Here is a 19684-nt window from a genome sequence, read left to right as displayed (position 1 = left end):
CTTAGGCGGGGGCTGCCGTTCGAGTCCGTCGCGGGGCGCGCACCGGCCGGGGCGCGGGGGCTGCACGCTTGGCAGTTTTAGTGGCCGCCGTTTTCTTCATCACATCCGAGGCGACCCGCAGGTCCTTGAGCCAGGCTTCCCACGCGGCCTCTCGTTGCTCGGGGTCGCCGCGCAGCAGGGCAGAGGGGTGCAGCGTCACCAGCACGCGGTGGCCGGCGGCATTCTCCTGCCACTGGCCGCGCTCCTTCATCACGGCCACGGGCCGGCCCAGCAAAGAGCGCGCGGCCGTGCCGCCCAGGGCGATGAAGGCGCGCGGCTGCACGAGTTCTATCTCGCTTTCGAGCCAGTGCCTGCAGGCCTCGGCCTCGCGCTGGCCCGGCGTCTTGTGGATGCGGCGCTTGCCGCGAAGCTCGTACTTGAAATGCTTCACGGCATTGGTCACGTACAGCTTCTCGCGCGACCAGCCGAGCTCGGCCACGGCGCGGTCGAACAGCTTGCCGGCGGGGCCCACGAAGGGGCGGCCCACCAGGTCTTCCTTGTCGCCCGGCTGCTCGCCCACCACCATCAGCACGGCCCCGACCGGGCCTTCGCCAAAGACCGACTGCGTCGCGGGCTCGCCCAGCGGGCACTCGCGGCAGGCGTCGGTGGCGATGCTCAGCGCCTTCAGGGCGGCAGTGGCTTCGTTGCGGTGAGACACGGTCGAGACGACGTGTGGTTTGCGTTCAGCCGGCCGCCCTCAGTGCGTGCCGCCGCCCCGCCGCGACTGGGTCTGGTTGCTGCTGCCGACGTGGCTTTCGCGGTCATGGCGGCTTTCGGCGGTGCGGCGTGGCTCGTTGCGGGGCGTGGGGCTCTGGTTGCCCGCCTTGTTGTGATCGGGCGGGAGCGAGCCGCGTTCATCGGGGGTGTTCGGGTTCGTCTTCGACATGAATTGCTCGTTGAAAAATGCGTGGACATGCATTTCTCCGCGCGCCGCGCGGCCGCCTGTGTGGGAATAGACCCACGACGGGCGTCGTCCAAGCCGGGCGCTCGCGGCGGCAGCGAGCCAATAGCTTCGAGCCATGTCATTTCCGGTTTGCAACCGTTGGAGAAAGGCACACGCATGACGCACATCGTCCTTGGCGCGACCGGGCATGTCGGCTCGGTGCTGGTTTCTGCGCTGCTTGCGCGAGGCCAGAAGGTGATCGCGGTCACGCGCGACGCCGCACATGCCGAAGCCTTGCACCGGCAGGGCGCCACCGTCGCTGAGGCCGACGTGTTCGACGTGCCTTCGCTGCGGCGCGTGGTGGCCGGCGGCAAGCGCCTGTTCCTGCTCAACCCGCCCGCGCCGCCTTCGACCGACACCGCTGCAGAGGAGCAAAGGAGCCTGGATTCCATCCTCGAAGCGATCGAAGGCTTGCCGCTCGAGAAGATCGTTGCCGAATCGACTTACGGTGCGCAGCCTGGCGACCGCATCGGCGACCTCGATGTGCTCTACCGGATGGAGCAGGCGCTTGCGGCCCAGCCCGTGCCAGTGAGCGCGATTCGTGCCGCCTATTACATGAGCAACTGGGACGCCTCGCTCGAGACCGCGCGGAGCGAGGGCAAGCTGGACAGCATGTATCCGCCCGACTTCACGCTGCCGATGGTGGCGCCGCGCGACCTCGGCGAGTTTGCGGCGCGGCTCATGCTGGGCGAGGCCCGCTCTTCCGGGCCGCACTATGTCGAGGGGCCGGAGCGCTACTCGCCACGCGATGTCGCTGAGGCGTTCGCAGAGGCACTGGGGCGGCCGGTGGAAGTGGTCGTGACGCCGCCCGACCGATGGGAGCAGGCGTTTCGTTCGATGGGATTTTCGGAGGCCGGCGCAAGGTCTTATGCCGCCATGACGCGCCTCACCCTCGATAACAAGGAAGAGCCGGAAAGGTCCGAACGCGGGGCGACTTCATTGCGCGAATACATCTCGGCGCTGGTGAAGAAGGGCTGAAAACGCCAAGCTGCCGGGCCAAATTTTTCTGATTTTCAAAATCAGCCATCGCCCTGTCCGATAACAAGAAAAGACACCCGTGCACCGGCGGACCCTCGATATTCCGCAACTATCTCTATCGCCTGCAAGACAACTTGCATCCGGCCCTTCGCACGTTCTATGCACGTGAAGCCGCCGTGTTGCACGAGCTTGATTCGAACCGTCAGCCTACGCCGGTCAACGCCGCTCAAACCGTCAGCATCTCGCATCGGAGCTGGCGGTTTGCCGCGGCCGATCTGCGTCGATACGATCCCGCGCCTTGCTCCTAAGGATTACGCGGATGCCGCCAACGACTGCTACCCACCCGACGCGCGCGCCGTCAAAAAACGCGAGCTGGCAACAGCGCAGCCGGCGCCACGTGTGGCATCCGTGCACGCAGAGCATCAGGCTGGAGGCGGTGCCGCCGCTGCCGATTGCGCGGGGCGAGAGGGTCTGGCTCTACGACCACGACGGCCGCCGCTACCTCGACGCGACGAGTTCGTGGTGGGTCAATCTCTTCGGCCACGCGCACCCGGCCATCAACGCCGCGCTGAAAGACCAGCTCGACACGCTCTCGCACGTGATGCTCGCGGGCTGCACGCATGCGCCCGCGGTGGAGCTGGCCGAGCGGCTCGCCGCGCTGACCGGCCATGCGCTCGGCCATTGCTTCTACGCCTCCGACGGCGCATCGGCGGTGGAGATCGCGTTGAAGATGAGCTTTCATGCGTGGCGCAACGCGGGCCGCAGCGGCAAGCGCAACTTTGTCGCGCTGCGCAACGGCTACCACGGCGAGACGCTGGGCGCGCTGCATGTGACCGATGTGCCTGTGTTTCGCGATGCCTATGCGCCGCTGCTCGCGAACGCGCACCTTGTTGCCTCGCCTGACGCACGGGCCGCACTGCCTGGCGAAGATGCAGCCGACGTGGCACGGCGCGCCGCCGCCGAACTGGAGGCACTGCTGGCCGAAAGCCATGCGTCGATTGCCGCCGTGATCGTCGAGCCGCTGGTGCAATGCGCCACGGGCATGGCCATGCACGACCCCGAATACCTGCGCCTGGTGCGCGCGCTGTGCGACCGCTACGGCGTGCACCTCATCGCCGACGAGATCGCAGTGGGTTGCGGGCGCACCGGCAGCTTCTTCGCGTGCGAGCAGGCCGGCATCTGGCCCGACTTTCTTTGCCTCTCCAAGGGCATCAGCGGCGGCTACTTGCCGCTGGCGCTGGTGATGACGCGCGATGCGATCTACGAAGGCTTTGTCGACGACGACGTGGCGCGCAGTTTTCTGCATTCCCATTCGTACACCGGCAACGCTCTGGCCTGCCGCGCTGCCATTGCAACGCTCGACCTGTTCGAGCGCGAGGATGCGCTGCGGCGTAACCGAGCGCGCGCCGAACGGCTCGTCGGCCGGTTGCGCGAAGGGCTGCGCGGAATACCGGTCGATCACCTGCGCCAGCGCGGAATGATCACGGCCTTCGACGTGCGCGAACCTGGTGCCCGGTTTGCCGAGCGCTTCCATCTGGCCGCGCGAGCGAACGGGTTGCTGATGCGGCCGATCGGCGCCACGGTGTACCTGATGCCGCCGTATGCGATTGGCGATGGCGAGATCGATCTGCTGGTCGATGCAACGCTGGCCACGCTGCGTGCGCTCGACGTGCCCGGCCGCGCGGAACAGGGGGGCCGCGATGTCGCGCTTGCTTGAGCGCCTCGAGGGCGAGGTTGCAGCGCTCGACGCGCAGTCACTGCGCCGCAGCAGGCAGATTGCCGAGACGGCCTGCGCGCCCGAGCAGACGCTGACGCTTGCCGGCGCACAAGCGCAGCGCGCCATGCTCTGCTTCAGCAGCAACGACTACCTCGGCCTTGCCGCGCACCCGGCGCTGGCCGCCGCATTGGCCGAAGGCGCGGCACGCTATGGCACGGGCAGCGGCGGGTCGCACTTGGTGCTTGGCCATTCGCGCGCGCATGCGGAGCTGGAAGAGCGGCTCGGCGACTGGATGGCGCCCTTCATTCCCGAGGCGCGCAGCCTGTTCTTCTGCACGGGCTATATGGCCAACCTTGCGGTGCTGTCGGCGCTGGGCGGCGCCGATGCGGTGATTTTTTCGGAGTCTCTCAACCATGCGTCGCTGATCGACGGTGCGCGGCTCGCCAAGGCGCGGGTCGAGCGCTATCCGCATTGCGACCTGGCCGCGCTGGATGCGCAGCTCGGCGCCTGCGAGGCGCCCGTCAAGCTCATCGTGAGCGATGCGGTCTTCAGCATGGACGGCAACATTGCGCCGGTGGCCGGGCTGCTCGCGCTGGCGGAGCGCCACGATGCCTGGCTGGTGCTGGACGACGCGCACGGCTTCGGCGTGCTGGGCGCTACGGGGCGCGGCGTGCTGCAGGCGGAGGGCCTGCGCTCGGAGCGGCTGGTGCTCGTCGGCACGCTTGGCAAGGCGGCCGGGGCTTCGGGGGCGTTCGTGGCGGCGCACCGCACCGTGATCGACTACTTGGTGCAGCGGGCGCGGCCGTACATCTTCACCACCGCTGCACCGCCGGCCATTGCGCATGCGCTGCTTGCAAGTCTCAGGCTGATCGAAGGCGAAGAGGGCGATGCGCGCCGGGCGCGCCTGAAGGCACGCATCGCCCAATTGCGCCGGGGCCTCGGGGCCATCTTGCCTCCCGACGCCAGCGCGTGGCTGCCGGAATCGCCCACCGCGATCCAGCCGCTGATCGTCGGCGGCAACGCGCGTGCAATGGAAACAATGGCGCAGCTGGATGTTCGCGGCCTGCGCGTGGGTGCGATCCGTCCGCCGACCGTGCCCGCCGGCACCGCGCGCCTGCGGATCACGCTCTCGGCCAGCCACAGCGAGTCCGATGTGGCCCGGCTGGTCGATGCACTGGGCAATGCATTGGCGCAGCAGCCAGAGGTGCACCAATGACGCCCCGCCGCTGGTTCGTTACCGGCACCGACACGGGCGTCGGCAAGACGCTGGTCAGCAGCGCAATGCTGAGCCTGCTGGCCGACTCCGGCCTGCGCTCGGTCGGAATGAAGCCGGTGGCGGCGGGCCTGGACTTGGTCGATGGTGCGTGGCGCAACGACGATGTCGAGCAGCTGAATGCCGCAGGCAATGTCGATGCGCCGCTGGCGCTGCGTTGCCCCTACCTGCTGCGCGCGCCGATGTCGCCGCACCTGGCGGCGCGGGAAGAGGGCGTGCGCATCGAATTGCCGCCGCTGCTCTCGGCCTTTGCGGCGTTGTCGGCGCGTGCCGACGCGGTGGTGGTCGAGGGGGTTGGCGGGTTCTGCGTGCCTTTTGGCGACGACCTCGACAGCGCAGACCTGGCCGTGGCGCTGGGCTTGCCCGTGGTGCTCGTTGTCGGGCTGCGCCTGGGCTGCCTGAACCACGCGCTGCTCACGGCCGACGCCATCCGCGCGCGCGGCCTTGTGCTGTCGGGTTGGGTCGCGAGCATCATCGAGCCGGGGATGCTTGCGCCCGAGGCCAACCTGCAGACCTTGCGCGGCCGGCTCGGGGCGCCCTTGCTCGGTGTGGTGCCGCACCTGGCGGAGGCATCCGCTCCCAATGCCGCGCGGCATCTCGACCTGCGGGCATTGCGCGCCACCGGGGCGCACCCGGCGCGGCGGGCTGCCGCGCTCGCCTGAGCTGGCCAGGCGCTCAGCCGCGCTGGCCTGATTCCGCCAGGCGCTTGGCCCGCGCGCCGCCTTGGCGTTCGAGCATCCAGCCCGGGTATTCGGACGGCAGCGCGCTCACCTTGTCGAGCGTTGCAAGCTCATCGGCGTTGAGCCGGATGCCCGTTGCGGCAATGTTGTCGTCCAACTGCTCGACGCGCTTGGCGCCCACGATCACGCTGGTTACCACCTGCTGGTGCAGCAACCATGCCAGCGCGATCTGCGCCACCGACACCTTGCGCGGCTCGGCCAGTTCGCGCATCGCGTCGATGCAGTCGTAGGCCCGCTCCACATTCACCGGCGGAAAGTCGAAGGTGGTGCGGCGGCTGCCTTTTTCGGCTTCGGTATTGCGCCCGTACTTGCCGCTGAGCAGGCCGCCCGCCAGCGGGCTCCAGACCATGAGGCCGACGTTTTCGCTCCGCAGCATGGGCGCGAGCTCGCGCTCCAGGTCACGGCCCGCAATGGTGTAGTAGGCCTGCAGCGATTCGAAGCGCGCGAGGCCCTGGCGCTCGGCAATGCCCAGCGCCTTCATGACCTGCCAGGCGGCCCAGTTCGAAACGCCCACATAGCGCACGTGGCCTTGCTGCACCAGGTTGTCCAGTGCGCGCACCGTTTCCTCGATGGGCGTGACCGGGTCGAAGCCGTGGATCTGGTACAGGTCGATATGGTCGAGCTGCAGGCGCTTCAGGCTGGCCTTCACGCCGTCCATGATGTGATAGCGCGAGGCGCCGGCCGCATTGGGGCTCTTGCCGGCTTCGCCGAAAACCTTGGTGGCAACCACGACGTTGTCGCGCGGCACCTTCAGGTTCTTCAGCGCCTGGCCTGTCATGGTTTCCGAGAGGCCTTCGGAATACACGTCGGCGGTGTCGATGAAGTTGATGCCCGCGTCCAGTGCCCGGCCGACCAGGCTTTCGGCCTCGGCCTGCTGCAGGTTGCCGATGTGGCCCCAGATGCCGCTGGCGCCGCCGAAGGTCATGGTGCCGAGGCACAGCTCGGAAACGAACAGGCCGGTGCGGCCGAACTTGCGGTATTGCATGGAGAGGTCCTTTGCGTTGGAGGGGCGTCGGCAAAAAGTATCCGCCCGCGGCCCCCGGGCCGACGAGCGCGTTTCTGCAAAGTCTTTGCCTATTTCTCCAGACCTATGTCCAGGCCCGTGCAGATTCATGAGTGCGGCGCTAAGCTTTGAACCACCCGATCCTCCACGCTGCCCGCACGCCGGCGCAGACTCCGTTGATCCAACTCCGCGACAAGGCCCGAACATGTCCGACGAAACACCCGAAACCACTGCCGCCATCGCCCAGCCGATGCCCCTGGAGCCCGAACTCGACGAAGCCAGGAAGGAACTGGTGGCGCTGATCAACCGCATCACCGGCGGGCGCGACGGCACGGTGGAAACACCGGTGGCCGGCCTGCAGGTGTTCTGCATCAGCAAGCCCGACGGTCCCAAGCACGCCTTTGCAACCCCGGCGCTCGGGCTGATTGCCCAGGGCTCCAAGCGGATCATCGTGGGCGACGATATCTATGTGTACGACCCGATGCACTACCTGGTGACTTCGGTCGACCTGCCCGTATGCGGCCAGGTGCGCCTGACGAGCGACAACGAACCCTATCTCGGCGTGCGTCTGGAACTGGCAATGGACGACATCGGCGAGCTCATCGGCGACGAGAAGCTGCCCGCCAAGGCCAATGCGCCCGCCTCGCGCGGCATGTACGTCAACCGCATTGCCATGCCGGTGCTGGAGCCGGTGCTTCGGCTGCTGCGGCTGGCCGAATCGCCCGAGGACGTGCCGATCATGGCGCCGATCATCAAGCGCGAGATCATGTACCGCCTGCTGGTGAACGGCGAGGGCGCGCGGCTGCGGCAGATTGCATTGCAAGACAGCCACACCCAGCGCATTGCCAAGGCCATCAGCGCGCTGCGCGTCAACTATGCGCAGTCGCTGCGCATCGAAGACATGGCGCGCGCGGTGCACATGAGCGTGTCGTCGTTCCACCATCATTTCAAGGCCGTCACGGCCATGAGCCCGCTGCAATACCAGAAGCAGCTGCGCCTGCAGGAGGCGCGCCGCCAGATGCTGATGGCCGGTGCCGACGTGGCGAGCGCTGCGCACAGCGTGGGCTACGAGAGCCCGTCGCAGTTCGCCCGCGAGTACGGCCGCATGTTCGGCGCGCCGCCGCTGCGCGACAAGCGGCGCTGGCTCAGCGACGCCGAGAACGACGCGCAGCTGGGCGGCGCGACCATGGCGGCGGCCTGAGCAAGGGCGCTGGCGCGCTGTTCAGCGCGCCCAGCGCCAGTTCTCGATCTCGGGCATGTCCTTGCCGTGGCGAGTGACATAGGCGCGGTGCTCCAGCAGCTTGTCGCGCAGATGTTGCTGCACATGGCCCGCGCTGTTGCGAAACCGCTCCACCCGCCCAATGGCGTCGGCGGCCAGGTGAAAGCGGTCCAGCCGGTTGAGCACAGTCATGTCGAACGGCGTGGTGGTGGTGCCTTCTTCCAGGTAGCCGTGCACATGGAAGTTGCCGTGGTTCGTGCGCTTGTAGGTCAGCCGGTGGATCAGCGACGGATAGCCGTGGAATGCGAAGACCACCGGGCAGCCGGTGGTGAAGATCGAGTCGAAGTCCGCATCGGGCAGCCCGTGCGGGTGCGCATCGGGTGACTGCAGCGCCATCAGGTCGACCACGTTCACCACGCGCACCTTCAGGTCCGGCAGCATCGTGCGCAGCAGGTCGACCGCGGCCATCGTTTCGAGCGTGGGCACGTCGCCAGCGCAGGCCATGACCACATCGGGCGTGGCGCCTTCGTCGTTGCTGGCCCAGGTCCAGACGCCCAGCCCCACCGTGCAGTGGCGCACCGCGGCATCGATGTCCAGCCACTGCGGGCCGGGCTGCTTGCCGGCCACGATCACGTTCACGTAGTTGCGGCTTCGCAGGCAATGGTCGACCACGGAGAGCAGGGTGTTGGCATCGGGTGGCAGGTACACACGCACCACCTCGGCCTTCTTGTTCACCACATGATCGAGAAAGCCCGGGTCCTGGTGGCTGAAACCGTTGTGGTCCTGCCGCCAGACGTGGCTGGTGAGCAGGTAGTTGAGGGAGGCGATCGGCCGCCGCCATTCGATGCCGCGTGTCACCTTGAGCCATTTGGCATGCTGGTTGAACATCGAGTCGACGATGTGGATGAACGCCTCGTAGCATGAGAAGAAGCCGTGGCGCCCGGTGAGCAGGTAGCCCTCAAGCCAGCCTTGGCACAGGTGCTCGCTGAGCACTTCCATCACGCGTCCGTCGGGCGACACATGGTCGTCACCGGGCAGGATCTCGGCGGTCGAGGTCCGCGCCGTCACGTCGAACAGGTCGCCGAGCCGGTTCGACGTGGTTTCGTCCGGCCCCATCACGCGGAAGTTGCGTGACGCTGAATTCAGGCGCATTACCTCGCGCAGGAAGCGGCCCGCCACGCGCGTGGCCTCCGCGTCCGACGCGCCGGGCGATTCGACCGCGACAGCATGCTCCCGGAAGGGCGGCATTGCCAAGTCGGTGAGCAGCAGGCCGCCGTTGGCGTGCGGGCTGGCGCTCATGCGCTTCGCCCCCTTGGGCGCAAGGGCCGCAATGTCGACACGCAACGCGCCGCCGTCGTCGAACAGATCCTCGGGCCGGTAGCTGCGCATCCAGTCTTCGAGCAGCGCCACATGGCCTGGCTTGCCAGAAAAACCCGTCAGCGGCACCTGGTGCGAACGGAACGTGCCCTCGACCGGCACGCCGTCCACCTGGCGGGGGCCGGTCCAGCCCTTGGGCGAGCGCAGCACGATCATCGGCCAGCGCGGCCGTTCGCTGAAGCCGTTTTTTCGCGCGCGGGCCTGGATGGCGTGGATGTCGTCGAGCGCCTTGTCGAGCGCTGCCGCCATCAGGCGGTGCATCTGCGCAGGATCGTCGCCGGCCACGAAGTACGGTTCGTGCCCGTAGCCTCTCATCAGTTGCGCCAGTTCTTCGTCGCCGATGCGCGCGAGCACGGTAGGGCCGGCAATCTTGTAGCCGTTGAGATGCAGGATGGGCAGCACCGCACCATCGCTCGCGGGGTTCAGGAACTTGTTCGAATGCCAGCTCGCGGCCAGCGCGCCGGTTTCCGCTTCGCCGTCGCCGACCACGCAGCAGGCGAGCAGGCCGGGGTTGTCGAACACGGCGCCATAGGCGTGCAGCAGCGAATAGCCGAGCTCTCCGCCTTCGTGAATGGAGCCCGGCGTTTCGGGCGCCACGTGGCTCGGAATGCCGCCCGGAAACGAGAACTGCGTGAAGAGCTGCTTCAGCCCTTCGGCGTCCGGCCCGACATGGGGGTAGACCTCGCTGTAGGTGCCTTCGAGGTAGGTGTTGGCGACCACGCCCGGCCCACCGTGTCCCGGCCCGGCAATGAAGATGGCATCGAGCTCGCGCGCGTTGATGACCCGGTTCATGTGCGCGTACACGAAGTTGAGGCCCGGCGTGGTGCCCCAATGGCCCAGGAGGCGCGGCTTGATGTGGGCCAGCTCGAGCTTCTCGCGAAGCAAGGGGTTGTCCATCAGGTAGATCTGGCCCACGGACAGGTAGTTGGCCGCGCGCCACCAGGCGTCGAGAAGCGAGAAGTCCTGCTCAGCCGCAGGCGGGGAGGTAAGAGGCATGGGCTGCTTTCTTCGGGTTGGCACCCGAAGTGTCAAAGCTTGGGCGGTGTAGCGGCTTGATGCGTATCAACCGTGGTCAACTGGTTCACGATGGTTCCGATGCCTTCGGCGCGGCGCACGGCGCGCTCCACGGCGGTCTTCAGACGTTCGCTGGCAAGCCTGCCCTGCAACGTGACCACGCCGCCTTCCACGCACACGTCCACATCGCATCCCACCACCGCCGGGTCCCAGTTCAGCTGGGCGAAGACCTCGTGCCTGAGTTCAAGATCGGGGTTCATTCCAAACCTTTCGAAAAAGAGGTTGTTCGAACAGGGCCGTTCTTCTTCTTTTTCGTCGCGCTCGGCTCACAGGATGCCGCGATCGAGCCGGGGGTGCAAATGCAACCCCTGGGTTTTCTCGGGCGTTTTTGGGGCAGGCGCCGGCCGGCTGGACGGCGCGGCCGCGTGGCAGGCCGTTAGGGCGTGAAGGTGACGCGCTTCGCGATGAGCACGCCGTTTTCTACTGCGTCGCCGACCACGGTCACGCGGCGGCCGTTGGCCAGCTGGACGATGGTTCCGCCTTCGAACGCGGTTCCGGGGCGGCCGGCGTCCACCTGGCGGCCCTGCACCCGGAAGTTGGAGGGCGACTGGTAGCCGCCGATGGCACCGATCAGCGTGAAATCGACCGGCCCGCCGACGCCCGGGACGTTGCGGATGCGAAGCTTCGTCACCACCAGCACGCCGTTGGTCATGAAGCCGTCGAGTTCGAGCTTGACGCCGTTGCCGATCGACGACGCCAGGCCGCCGGTGATGAGTGCGTTGGACGCATTGACCGCCGTGCCGAGAACCTTGAAGTCGCCGAGCCCGTTGTAGTTGGCGACGATGCCCGCGAGCTGCACCGCCGCGGTGTTCTGGGTGGGTATGGCATACCAGCCCTGCACCTTGGTGGCGTTGAAGATGCCCGCAAACGGAGCCACGGTGCCGCGCACGCGGACGATGGAGCCCTCGGCGAGGGTGGATTCATCGATGCCGCCGGAGAACAGGGCGCCGCTGTACCTCACCGTGATCTGTCCGAGCGCGAAACTCTTGCCGATGCGGTCGAGGTTCTGCACGAATCCGGTGACCAGCGGTTCGGCCGAGGCCGGCTTCAGCTCGACGCGGGTGGCACGCAAGGTGCCCGGCGTAGAGGGCAGGCCCCACACCTGAACCTGGCTTGCGGTAACCAGGTCCGACAGGCTGTTTCCGCCGCTCCACACGGTGGCGTTGTCGGTGGTGACCGTGGTGCCCATCACCACAAAGCTGCCGCCTGCAAGGTCGATGGAAGAAACCGCGCCGCGCAATTCGGCCGCCGAAAACACCTGCTGCGCCGTGGCCGCGGTGAACTGGTTGTCGATCTTGCCGGCAATGCGCACGCTCATGCCGATCTGCAGCTCGCTGGTGTCTTCGAGGTTGAAGTTAGCGGGAGCGATTCCGTCCGGAGCTTCCGGATAGGTCTTGTAACGCACGCCGTTCAGGATGATGCTGCCAATGCCGCCCACGGAGCCTACGCCCGTCGCGTCGGCGGTGCTCACGCCGGTGCCGCCCGAACCCACGCCCGAACCGTCGTCGGTGCCGTTGCCCGCGGTGCTCGTGCCGTCGCTGCCGCCGCCGGTGCCCGTGCCCCCGGTGCCTGCACCGCCCGTGCCCGTACCGTCGGATCCGCCCGCGGTGCCGGTGCCGCCGCTACCGCCGGTGCCCGTACCAGGGGAGCCGTCGCCGCTCCCGCCGCCCACGGCCGCGCTGCCGCCAAGGCCCACGCCGCCGACGGAAGTTCCGCCGCCGCCACCCCCACCGCCGCACGAGAGCAGCAGGGCCATTGCTCCGGCAAGGAGGATGCCGCGCATCCAACGGTAGTGGTTCTTCATGGCGTTTTTTCTTCCCGCTTGGGGGCGACGACCGGCGCAAGCGGCGCGGCGTCGTCTTCATAATAAGTGTAGATGCCGACCCGGATGCGCCCTTTGGCGCCGTTGGGGGCGCGGTCGACGGCGCGCGTCATCTCGCCCGCCAGTTCGTGGTGCAGGGCGGACCAGCGTTCGCGCACCAGCTGATGGATGCTCTCGCAATCTTCCATCCCCAGGCCGCGCGCGTACACCGCGCGCTCGAGCATTCGAGGCTGCTCGCCAAGGGTGTTGGACACCGCGGCCAGCAGGTGGTCGCGGCCGTTATCGCCCAGAAACGCCAGCATGGCCTGCAGGTTGTCCACCGGCACGAATCCGTCGACCTTGAGCTCGGCGCAGCCGTCCTGCTCGGCCGCCATGTTCAGGCGCACCAGTTCGTCGAGGATGGCGCGGTGGTGCACATTGCCGCGGCTGCCAAGCCGTGCCACGGTTTCGAAGGAGGGAATGTCCTCGGCGTCGGCGGTGATCGGAAGCCGCTGGTAGGCCTGGTTTTCCGACACCATCTGCAGCCACAGTGTGAAAGTCTTGGCCGCGGCCGAGATTTCCGTGTGGGGCAGGGCATCCACCGGAGCGCGAACCTTGGAAGTCACGGCCTTGCGATTCAGCCCGGTCGTGACCGACAGCTGGCTGATATTGGGCTTTGCCACACCCTGCTTGCGCCAGGAGCGCGTGGCTTCCTCCAGCAGCAGGTCGCGCAGCAAGACTTCCAGGTGCGGGTGCTTCACCCCCATGGCCAGGGCGAGCCGCACCACCGGCCGCAGAATGCGGCCGCACGCGGCAAGTGCCCAGTCCAGCTGGTGTTCCATGAAATGAGACGTTTTTACTGATTCAATCGCGGTGCAAGGGCGTGAACTGACCGCCCCTGGGGCCCGTGTTAGTGCACTATTGTCCGCATCGCCGAGGATCGCACAAAAAAGACCTCATTCATGCACCACAGGTACCCACACTGGTTCGGGTGATCGACGAACGCCCGGTGGCGCTGATTTTCACCACCCGCTCCTGGTTGCCCACGGGGCTGGCGCGGCAGATCGTGATGTCGGCCGCGGTGCCGCCGACGCCGGTGGCGTCGAAGGAGAGGGCGCTGAGCCCGGCGCCGTCGCGGATCTGGTAGCCGCTGGCGGTGGCCGGCTGCTTCTGGATCACCTGCCCGCCGCTGCTGATGACGATCCAGCCGGCTTCCCATTGGCCGTTGGTGGCGCAGGCCGTGCCGTTGGCCGAGGCGCACAGCGTCACGGCCGCGTTGCGCTTGATGGCTTCGCTGCGCGCCAGCTGGCTGCCGGCTACCAGATCGGTCGCGTAGGAAGTCAGCCGGCTCGAAAGCCGAATGTTGTCGAACGAAGGGACGGCCACTGACACCAGCACCACCAGCACCACGATGGTGACCATCAGCTCCACCAGCGTGAAGCCACGTGTTCGCATGCCGGCGGTTGTCTGCACCTTGCGCACCCTTTTACTTCTGGATGAACCAGTAGACGCGGCCCTTGGGCTGCGTGAAGGCGGTCTTGACCGCGGCACCCTTGGGGCTCAGGAACGAATCGGGGTTGGCGCCGATCACCACGTCGCGGAAGCTGCCGTTCACCATGACCCGTCCCACCACGGGCGAGGGCGCAAGGCCGCCGCCGACCACGTTCTGGAACCGTGCGCCCTGCGCGCCGGCGTTCAGGTAGGCCAGGTTGTAGACGTTGGCCGTGCCCAGGTCGGCGCGGCACGACTGGCGCACCGACGGGTCGGTGGGCGTGTGGGTGTTGAAAGTGGTGTTGCCATAGGCGGTCACCGACGAGGTCACCACCTGTTCGCCCGGCGCAAGCACCAGGTACCAGCCCTTCTTGGCCGCCAGGGCGGTGGGCGAAGGCTCATCGGTGCCCGTAATGGCGAGCAGCGAGCCGTGGCACAGCAGCGAGTTGCCGTCGCAGTTGCCCGATTCGCTGGTGAGCCAGGTCGCGTCGGCGGGCTTGTCCACCATCATGTAGAAGCGGTTGGAGACGCTGAGCGCAGCGGTGTAGGAGCGCAGCGGCTTTTCGCGGTCGCCTGATCCCAGCAGCAGCACGTTCATGCCGTTGTCCTCGACCACGTCGGGGCCGAACATGAACTTGCGGTTGGGCGTGCAGGTGGTGCTCGCAACATCGCAGCCGAGCGAAGCGATCTTGGTCATCGTCCAGCTGCCCGGTGCGGCAGCGCCGATGGCAATGCGGTAGACGTTGCCGCCCAGGTCGGCCGCATAGGCGATCTTGGCCAGCCCCGCGCTGTCGTTCACGACCGTGACTTCGCCGGTGACCCCGCGGTCGGTGATGAAGGTCTTCAGCACATTGCCGGTGCTGGCATCGAGCACGTAGATCCTGTTGCCCTTGGCCGCCGCCCCGCAGGCTTGGGCCGCAGCGGTGGTGTCGACGTCTTCGCACTTGTCGTAGCCGCCACCGAACATCACCATGGGCGTGCTGCCCGAACCGTAGCCGGCCGACTTGACGATCTTCGGCGCCGACCAGGTCTGGCCGATGCCTGTCATGTCGTTTGCACCCGTGTCGCAGCCGACGTCATTGTCCTGGTTCGGGCAACCCCTGCGCCACTTGAGAATGGGCGAGGCGGGGTTCGACACATCGAAGGCATAGACCAGGCGCCCGCCGCGGCGCATGCTCGCGTAGAGCCAGGCTTCGTTGCCCTGGCGGTAGGCCGCCATCGCACCGTCCATGCCGTAGGGCTTGGGGGCGGTCGCGCCCACGCTGACAGGCAATCCGGGAAAGTTGATGCGCGTGATGTTGTCGTACAGCCGCTTGATGCTGCCGTAGAACTCCGGCGGCACGAAGGACCACATCTCGCTGCCGGGCGCCGCGGAGCCGATGGCGGCGCTCTGGTTGCCGTTGACCGCGCGCAGCATGCCGTCGTTGGCGCCGTAGAACACCACCACCTGCGGCTCGCTGTCGCTGCCGTAGTTGATGGCCACCGGGCGCGAGTGCACCACGTCGCCGTGCACCGAAGGGCGCATGGCCGTGGTGGAGGTGAGCGGCGTGCCGTCGGCGGCACGGCGCTCGTCACCCTTGTTGTCCAGGCCGCGAAGCCATTCGATCAGCGCAGTGCGCTCGGCGTCGGTTGGCACACCGAGCGCCTCTTTGGTGATGCCCGCGGTATTGCCGGTGGCAAAGCTCGTCAGGATCGAGCAGTCGTCCGCAGCGCAGGTTTTCACGTTGCGATCGGCCGTGAGCAACTGCCGCAGCATGTAGCCTTGCGCGCCTTTTTCCACCACGTTGCCGTCGGGGCTTTCGGCGGCCTCCTTGCCAAGGCAGTCGCCGGCGGGGCGAAAGCTCCAGTAGGCATCGGTGGTGCTTGGCGCCGGTGTCCAGAAACTTCGCGCGCAGGGCGCGATGAAGCCGGTCTGGTTGTTGATGGCGTTGGTGTCGGCCGCGTCCTGCAGGATCAGCTGGTTGTTGGTGTCCAGGCCGAGCTTGTACTGCTTGAGATTGCCGTTCCAGCGCGGATAGGCGGAATCGTCGGGCCGGAACATACCCACGAACACCTGGTTCAGGTAGGTGCCCTGCGTGTTCACGCTCACGGGCAGGCTCACTGACGAGAAGACGCTGTTGACCGACTGGATCTTGCTGAAGATGTCGTCCAGCGCCTCTTTGAGCGCTACGCCCAGGTCGACCTTGGCGCTGAGGTCGTAGTACTCGCCTTTGCTCTGGCCGGCCATGCTCTTGAGCAGCGCGCTCCAGCCCGGCCCCTGGCCGCCGGTGGCCTTGGCGGCCTCGACGGTGTAGACCTTCACGCCCATGCTGGTTTGCAGGAACTTGGCCCATTCGTCTGCCACGTTGTCCTGCGAGCCGCTTGGGCTCAGCGGGATCATGGTGGTGGTGCCTCCGGCCGCGCGCAGGGCGTTGGTCGAGGTGGTGGTGTCGCTGTTGTTGTCTTGCGCGGCGCCGTTGCTGATGTAGATGACGTAGGTGCCGATGCAGTTGGTGGTGTTCGGCCCGCGATAGGTGCTGCTGTTGATGGCCGCCAGCGGATTGTCCGGAAGCGCATAGATCGCCTTGGACGCCGCGGTACCGAAGACATTGCCGGTGTAATCAGCCTTGGCCTTGTTGTTGCCGCCCATGGGCGCGCCGCTTGCCAGATAGCGGTAGACCTCGGCCATCATCTTGCCCGCCTTGCCGCCATTGGACTTGTCGTCGAGCTTGTCGAAGCTGCGGATCAGCGCGCCGTACGTGCGCCTGTTGTCTTCGTCCATCATGCGCACGCCGGCACGCAGGTAGGCTCCGTCGATGTTCGAATTGCCGCCGCCCGTTTCGCTGAACATCATCACGCCGACCTTGAACTTGCCGACCGGCAGGCTTTCGAAGGCGCTGGCCAGCGCATTGATCTCGGCGGTGAAGGGCTGGTTCCAGTTGGCCGTGTTGTCCAGCACGAACAGCACGTTGGGCGCGTCCGTCACGGTCTGGTTGTAGCCGACGAAAAGATCGATGTCCTCCGCCTGCGCCGCGGAAAGGCCGAACATCAGCAGCGCGGCGGCCCACAGCGGCCGGAAGAAGTTCTTTTTCATGATGTCGATCCGTTCATCGTCGTGATCATTCGCAGGAGAGGTCTGGCTACGAGCACAGCGCTTCGAATTGCTCTTTGGTCAGCAGCGCCCGCACGCCTTGGCGTACGGCAGTGACCGTGCCGCTTGCGGTGTCGGTCACGCTGGTGCTGATGTCCCACACCGTGTTGTATTGGTCGGGCAGGGCATTGAGCCCCGAGCCGCTGGTGGAAGAATTTCCGCCGATACCCCCTGGCCCCGCAGTGCCGCCGCCCGTGTCGGTCGACTTGGTCGCGCGCACGCAGGTGGGGGGGGCGATGGCCACGGTGTAGTCGGTGGTGCCGTCGTTGTTGATGTCCACCCGGCTCTGGGTGGCCTGCGGCATGGCCAGCGAAGGCGAGCCGTCCACGCCCGGCAGCAGCAGGGAGGACGCCACCTCTTCGATGGCGCGATTGGCCGCGGCCACCGCCTCGTTGCGGTTCTGCATGTTGCCCACCGACTTGAGGTTGGTGTTGCTGAGCGTGAACCCGGCCGTGACGGCAAGGGTGATCAGCACCAGCATGATCAGCCCGACGATCAGCGCCGCGCCGCCTTGCCTGTGCATGGGGAATGAGGATGGCATCTTCACGGCGTTTCCCTGCGGCCGGTCACGTTGGTCATGCGGATCGCGGTGGTGAAGGCATGCCGCTTGTAGCGGTCGTTGAAGGGCCCGAGCGTTGCGCTGCCAAGGTTGTAGGTGCGCGTGTCGCTGTGGCCCGGAGACACCTCGATGCTGCGGGCCACCACGTAGAGCTTGACGGCCGCCACGTTGATCAACTGGTCGGCGGTGCAGGGCGAAGCGGTGCTGCAATGAACGAAATTGCCGTCGGGGCTACCGTCGCCGCGGTTGGTGGGGGAGGACCTGACGGCCGCATCGGCCCAGGAAATGGCCTGGGTGTAATTCACCGCCGCGCCGGTCTTGCTTAGCGTGTCCAGGCCCAGTTCCACGCGAAACCCCTCGACGCCTTCGATGAGAGGCACGGGCGGCTGCTGCGCCAGCCCCGTCGCCGAGAGATCGAAGCGCGAACGCGCCAAGGTCGGGATGCCGTCGCCGACTGTTTCGGCGTAGTCGCGCACGTAGTAGATATCGGAAATGAACTTGCGCTTGGGTGACGGGGTCGTGCAGTTCTTGCTCATCATGGTGGCAAAGCCCGCCGTGGTGAGGTCGAAATCCGACGGCTTCTGCGTGCCGCAGAAAGACGACTGGAAGTACAGCTTCCCGAGCGTGTTGGCTTCGCAATTCGGCATGCCGGCTATGCAGGTCTCGGCGTGGCGCACCACCAGCACGTCGGTGTCGGCTTTCTTGTTCGTCAACAGGCCGGCGCAGCTGGCCGGCACGGCGTCGTACGCCTGCACGGGCATGTCGAGCAGGCTGCGCTTGTAGTCCTCCGTCCAGTTCACCGCCGAATAGGGCAGGCACGGATCGGGCGCATTGCCGGTAGGCACCTTCGCCGGCACGCCCGACACCGTGAGGTCGTCGAACTCTGGCATGTAGTTTTCCCAGAAGCCCGCGTGCGTGATTTCGTTCTCGAGCACAAAGACGCTGAGGCGGCCGCCCTCGATCTGGCGGTTGACCTTGACCATTTCGCGCTGGGTGTTGTTCACATTGAGGAACAGCGCAATCAGCGCCGCCAGCACGATCAGCATGATCGTGACCGACACCATCAACTCGATCAGCGTCAGGCCGCGCTGACGCTGCAGGGTATGCGCAAGTTGGCGGGTTTTGCCTGCTGGGCGCGCGCGCATCATGAAAGCGTCCCGATGCGCACCAGCGTCGTCACGGTCCGGCGGCACCTGTCGGCGGTGCACTGCGGGTTTGGTGTTGATGCAGTGGGGGCCACGTCGTAGGCGTCCTTGCCGCAGGCCACGCCTTCGGGCGGTGCGGCAATGGGCACCAACCCCTGCCAGGCGACGGTGATCAAGTATTCGTTGTTGCCCAAGTCCTCCACGCAGCCGCGCCCACCGATCATGGCGCCCAGCTTTGTGTTGCCCGAGGTTTCGGCCGCGCCCTGCAGCGCGTTGCACCACTCCATGGCGTCGATCTGCTGGCGCGAGCCCGTGCCGGTGGGGCAGGCGATGCCGGCGCCCAGCGGCGAAGCAGTGACGTAGCTGGAGGCCATGCGGCGATTGATTGCAATGCGGCTGGCCATGTCATTGAGCAGGATCAGCGCCTGCGAGCGCTGGTAGGACTCCATCTCGGACGACTGGAGGCGTGCCTGCAGGCCCACGAGCCCGAACAGGCCGAAGGCGAGGATCAGCAGGGTGACCAGCACTTCGATCAGCGTCGCGCCGCGTTGTGCGCGGGCGCGTCCGGCGGTCGTGCGGGGCTTCACCATTTGTCGGCCGGCGTTTTCGCGCCCTGGTTATCGAGGGTGAGATTGCCGTCGGACTGCTGCGTTCCGCTGGGCGTGAAAGTCAGGACAAAGCCTGGAATCTCGGTCGTGACGGTGATCGTGTAGTCGTAGTTGGCGGCAACGTCCGCGGGCAGCGCGTAGCCGCTGGCCGTCAGCGTCGTCTTGTCGGCGTAGCTGCGGTTGGCCAGCAGGAACTGCTGCTGCCGGTTGGCAATCTCCATCATCTGCGCCTGGGCGGCGGAGCGTTTGGCGCGGATCACGTAGCGGTTGTAGCTCGGGATCGCGATGGAGGCGAGGATCGCGATGATCACCACCGTGATCATTACCTCGATCAATGTGAAGCCATTGCGCCGACGCGAAAACGAGAGCTTTTTCATTCAGCTGGCCAAGGTAATGATGTGTCAGATTGTATGTAAATGTGAATTTATCACATTCAAGCGTTAAATAGTGCGCCTATGGCCCGGACTATTTCGCGTCTGCAAGGCAGGTGTTGTGTACCGGCACATACGAAGCACCGACACATTCAACACTTTGAAAAGGGTGCCGAGGCGAGGATGCTTCCGACTGATGGACGCTGGCGTCGTCCT

At 66.6% G+C, this 19684-nt stretch carries 18 protein-coding genes; 5 read left to right on the top strand and 13 right to left on the bottom strand.

The genetic code is table 11. The features are described 5' to 3' along the window. Window position 1: 1 nt before the first annotated feature. Both V9L20_RS17145 and V9L20_RS17140 read right to left on the bottom strand, forming a co-directional pair. Window positions 2-697 (bottom strand): UdgX family uracil-DNA binding protein, encoded by a 696-nt coding sequence (locus V9L20_RS17145; RefSeq protein WP_258506407.1) that lies wholly within the window; start codon window positions 695-697, stop codon window positions 2-4. A 39-nt stretch (window positions 698-736) separates the two neighbouring features. Beyond that, a complete protein-coding gene (locus V9L20_RS17140; RefSeq protein ID WP_258506406.1) occupies window positions 737-925 on the bottom strand; it encodes a hypothetical protein in 189 nt (62 codons plus the stop codon). Window positions 926-1099: 174 nt separating this feature from the next. Between V9L20_RS17140 and V9L20_RS17135 the strand changes: the two genes are divergently transcribed. From V9L20_RS17135 to bioD, 4 genes are all read left to right on the top strand, one after another. After that, complete coding sequence (locus V9L20_RS17135) at window positions 1100-1960, top strand: NmrA family NAD(P)-binding protein (RefSeq protein ID WP_337297522.1); 861 nt, start codon at window positions 1100-1102, stop codon at window positions 1958-1960. A gap of 319 nt (window positions 1961-2279) precedes the next feature. Beyond that, on the top strand, window positions 2280-3677 hold the full coding sequence (gene bioA, locus V9L20_RS17130) for an adenosylmethionine--8-amino-7-oxononanoate transaminase (RefSeq protein WP_337297521.1): 1398 nt from the start codon (window positions 2280-2282) through the stop codon (window positions 3675-3677). Then, window positions 3661-4893, top strand: a complete 1233-nt coding sequence (gene bioF, locus V9L20_RS17125) for an 8-amino-7-oxononanoate synthase (protein ID WP_337297520.1) — start codon at window positions 3661-3663, stop codon at window positions 4891-4893. The genes bioA and bioF overlap by 17 nt, the downstream gene beginning before the upstream one ends. Continuing rightward, window positions 4890-5612, top strand: a complete 723-nt coding sequence (gene bioD / locus V9L20_RS17120) for a dethiobiotin synthase (protein ID WP_337297519.1) — start codon at window positions 4890-4892, stop codon at window positions 5610-5612. The genes bioF and bioD overlap by 4 nt, the downstream gene beginning before the upstream one ends. A gap of 13 nt (window positions 5613-5625) precedes the next feature. Here bioD and V9L20_RS17115 read toward each other — a convergent pair whose 3' ends face one another. Further along, window positions 5626-6675: an aldo/keto reductase gene (locus tag V9L20_RS17115; protein WP_337297518.1), complete on the bottom strand. Its 1050-nt coding sequence runs from the start codon at window positions 6673-6675 to the stop codon at window positions 5626-5628. Between the two features lie 223 nt (window positions 6676-6898). On the opposite strand from V9L20_RS17115, the gene V9L20_RS17110 reads away from it, so the two are divergent. Further along, entirely contained in the window at window positions 6899-7894 is a 996-nt protein-coding gene (locus V9L20_RS17110; RefSeq protein WP_258506397.1) for an AraC family transcriptional regulator, read from the top strand. Window positions 7895-7915: 21 nt separating this feature from the next. Here the strand turns inward: V9L20_RS17110 and V9L20_RS17105 are convergent, their stop codons facing one another. The 10 genes from V9L20_RS17105 to V9L20_RS17060 form a co-directional block, all read right to left on the bottom strand. Beyond that, window positions 7916-10285: a phosphoketolase family protein gene (locus tag V9L20_RS17105; RefSeq protein ID WP_337297517.1), complete on the bottom strand. Its 2370-nt coding sequence runs from the start codon at window positions 10283-10285 to the stop codon at window positions 7916-7918. 32 nt (window positions 10286-10317) lie between these two features. Beyond that, window positions 10318-10563, bottom strand: a complete 246-nt coding sequence (locus V9L20_RS17100; RefSeq protein WP_258506395.1) for a BON domain-containing protein — start codon at window positions 10561-10563, stop codon at window positions 10318-10320. Between the two features lie 176 nt (window positions 10564-10739). Continuing rightward, window positions 10740-12167, bottom strand: a complete 1428-nt coding sequence (locus V9L20_RS17095; RefSeq protein ID WP_337297516.1) for a DUF5666 domain-containing protein — start codon at window positions 12165-12167, stop codon at window positions 10740-10742. After that, window positions 12164-13006 carry a DUF6502 family protein gene (locus tag V9L20_RS17090; RefSeq protein ID WP_258506393.1) on the bottom strand — a complete coding sequence of 281 codons (843 nt, stop codon included), beginning with the start codon at window positions 13004-13006 and terminating at the stop codon, window positions 12164-12166. The genes V9L20_RS17095 and V9L20_RS17090 overlap by 4 nt, the downstream gene beginning before the upstream one ends. Before the next feature lie 118 nt (window positions 13007-13124). Beyond that, on the bottom strand, window positions 13125-13619 hold the full coding sequence (locus V9L20_RS17085) for a GspH/FimT family pseudopilin (protein WP_258506392.1): 495 nt from the start codon (window positions 13617-13619) through the stop codon (window positions 13125-13127). Between the two features lie 31 nt (window positions 13620-13650). Next, entirely contained in the window at window positions 13651-16728 is a 3078-nt protein-coding gene (locus V9L20_RS17080; RefSeq protein ID WP_337297515.1) for a pilus assembly protein, read from the bottom strand. 46 nt (window positions 16729-16774) lie between these two features. Next, on the bottom strand, window positions 16775-17326 hold the full coding sequence (locus V9L20_RS17075) for a pilus assembly PilX family protein (protein WP_337297609.1): 552 nt from the start codon (window positions 17324-17326) through the stop codon (window positions 16775-16777). A gap of 2 nt (window positions 17327-17328) precedes the next feature. Continuing rightward, complete coding sequence (locus V9L20_RS17070) at window positions 17329-18492, bottom strand: PilW family protein (protein WP_337297514.1); 1164 nt, start codon at window positions 18490-18492, stop codon at window positions 17329-17331. Beyond that, window positions 18489-19079 (bottom strand): prepilin-type N-terminal cleavage/methylation domain-containing protein, encoded by a 591-nt coding sequence (locus V9L20_RS17065; RefSeq protein ID WP_337297513.1) that lies wholly within the window; start codon window positions 19077-19079, stop codon window positions 18489-18491. Before V9L20_RS17065 ends, V9L20_RS17070 begins: the two co-directional genes overlap by 4 nt. Beyond that, window positions 19073-19474 (bottom strand): type IV pilin protein, encoded by a 402-nt coding sequence (locus tag V9L20_RS17060; RefSeq protein ID WP_337297512.1) that lies wholly within the window; start codon window positions 19472-19474, stop codon window positions 19073-19075. Before V9L20_RS17060 ends, V9L20_RS17065 begins: the two co-directional genes overlap by 7 nt. Window positions 19475-19684: the final 210 nt, after the last annotated feature.

Origin of the sequence: Variovorax sp. CCNWLW225, assembly GCF_037204045.1 — a bacterium.
In the GTDB taxonomy this organism is placed as follows: Bacteria; Pseudomonadota; Gammaproteobacteria; order Burkholderiales; family Burkholderiaceae_C; genus Variovorax.
This window is presented reverse-complemented; position numbering and strand designations above follow the sequence as displayed.

Excerpts from the sequence above, each read along its gene's own strand:
- V9L20_RS17140 (WP_258506406.1), bottom strand. The coding sequence starts at position 925 with ATGTCGAAGACGAACCCGAACACCCCCGATGAACGCGGCTCGCTCCCG.
- V9L20_RS17135 (WP_337297522.1), top strand. The coding sequence starts at position 1,100 with ATGACGCACATCGTCCTTGGCGCGACCGGGCATGTCGGCTCGGTGCTG.
- bioA (WP_337297521.1), top strand. The coding sequence starts at position 2,280 with ATGCCGCCAACGACTGCTACCCACCCGACGCGCGCGCCGTCAAAAAAC.
- bioF (WP_337297520.1), top strand. The coding sequence starts at position 3,661 with ATGTCGCGCTTGCTTGAGCGCCTCGAGGGCGAGGTTGCAGCGCTCGAC.
- bioD (WP_337297519.1), top strand. The coding sequence starts at position 4,890 with ATGACGCCCCGCCGCTGGTTCGTTACCGGCACCGACACGGGCGTCGGC.
- V9L20_RS17115 (WP_337297518.1), bottom strand. The coding sequence starts at position 6,675 with ATGCAATACCGCAAGTTCGGCCGCACCGGCCTGTTCGTTTCCGAGCTG.
- V9L20_RS17110 (WP_258506397.1), top strand. The coding sequence starts at position 6,899 with ATGTCCGACGAAACACCCGAAACCACTGCCGCCATCGCCCAGCCGATG.
- V9L20_RS17105 (WP_337297517.1), bottom strand. The coding sequence starts at position 10,285 with ATGCCTCTTACCTCCCCGCCTGCGGCTGAGCAGGACTTCTCGCTTCTC.
- V9L20_RS17100 (WP_258506395.1), bottom strand. The coding sequence starts at position 10,563 with ATGAACCCCGATCTTGAACTCAGGCACGAGGTCTTCGCCCAGCTGAAC.
- V9L20_RS17095 (WP_337297516.1), bottom strand. The coding sequence starts at position 12,167 with ATGAAGAACCACTACCGTTGGATGCGCGGCATCCTCCTTGCCGGAGCA.
- V9L20_RS17090 (WP_258506393.1), bottom strand. The coding sequence starts at position 13,006 with ATGGAACACCAGCTGGACTGGGCACTTGCCGCGTGCGGCCGCATTCTG.
- V9L20_RS17085 (WP_258506392.1), bottom strand. The coding sequence starts at position 13,619 with ATGCGAACACGTGGCTTCACGCTGGTGGAGCTGATGGTCACCATCGTG.
- V9L20_RS17080 (WP_337297515.1), bottom strand. The coding sequence starts at position 16,728 with ATGAAAAAGAACTTCTTCCGGCCGCTGTGGGCCGCCGCGCTGCTGATG.
- V9L20_RS17075 (WP_337297609.1), bottom strand. The coding sequence starts at position 17,326 with ATGCCATCCTCATTCCCCATGCACAGGCAAGGCGGCGCGGCGCTGATC.
- V9L20_RS17070 (WP_337297514.1), bottom strand. The coding sequence starts at position 18,492 with ATGATGCGCGCGCGCCCAGCAGGCAAAACCCGCCAACTTGCGCATACC.
- V9L20_RS17065 (WP_337297513.1), bottom strand. The coding sequence starts at position 19,079 with ATGGTGAAGCCCCGCACGACCGCCGGACGCGCCCGCGCACAACGCGGC.
- V9L20_RS17060 (WP_337297512.1), bottom strand. The coding sequence starts at position 19,474 with ATGAAAAAGCTCTCGTTTTCGCGTCGGCGCAATGGCTTCACATTGATC.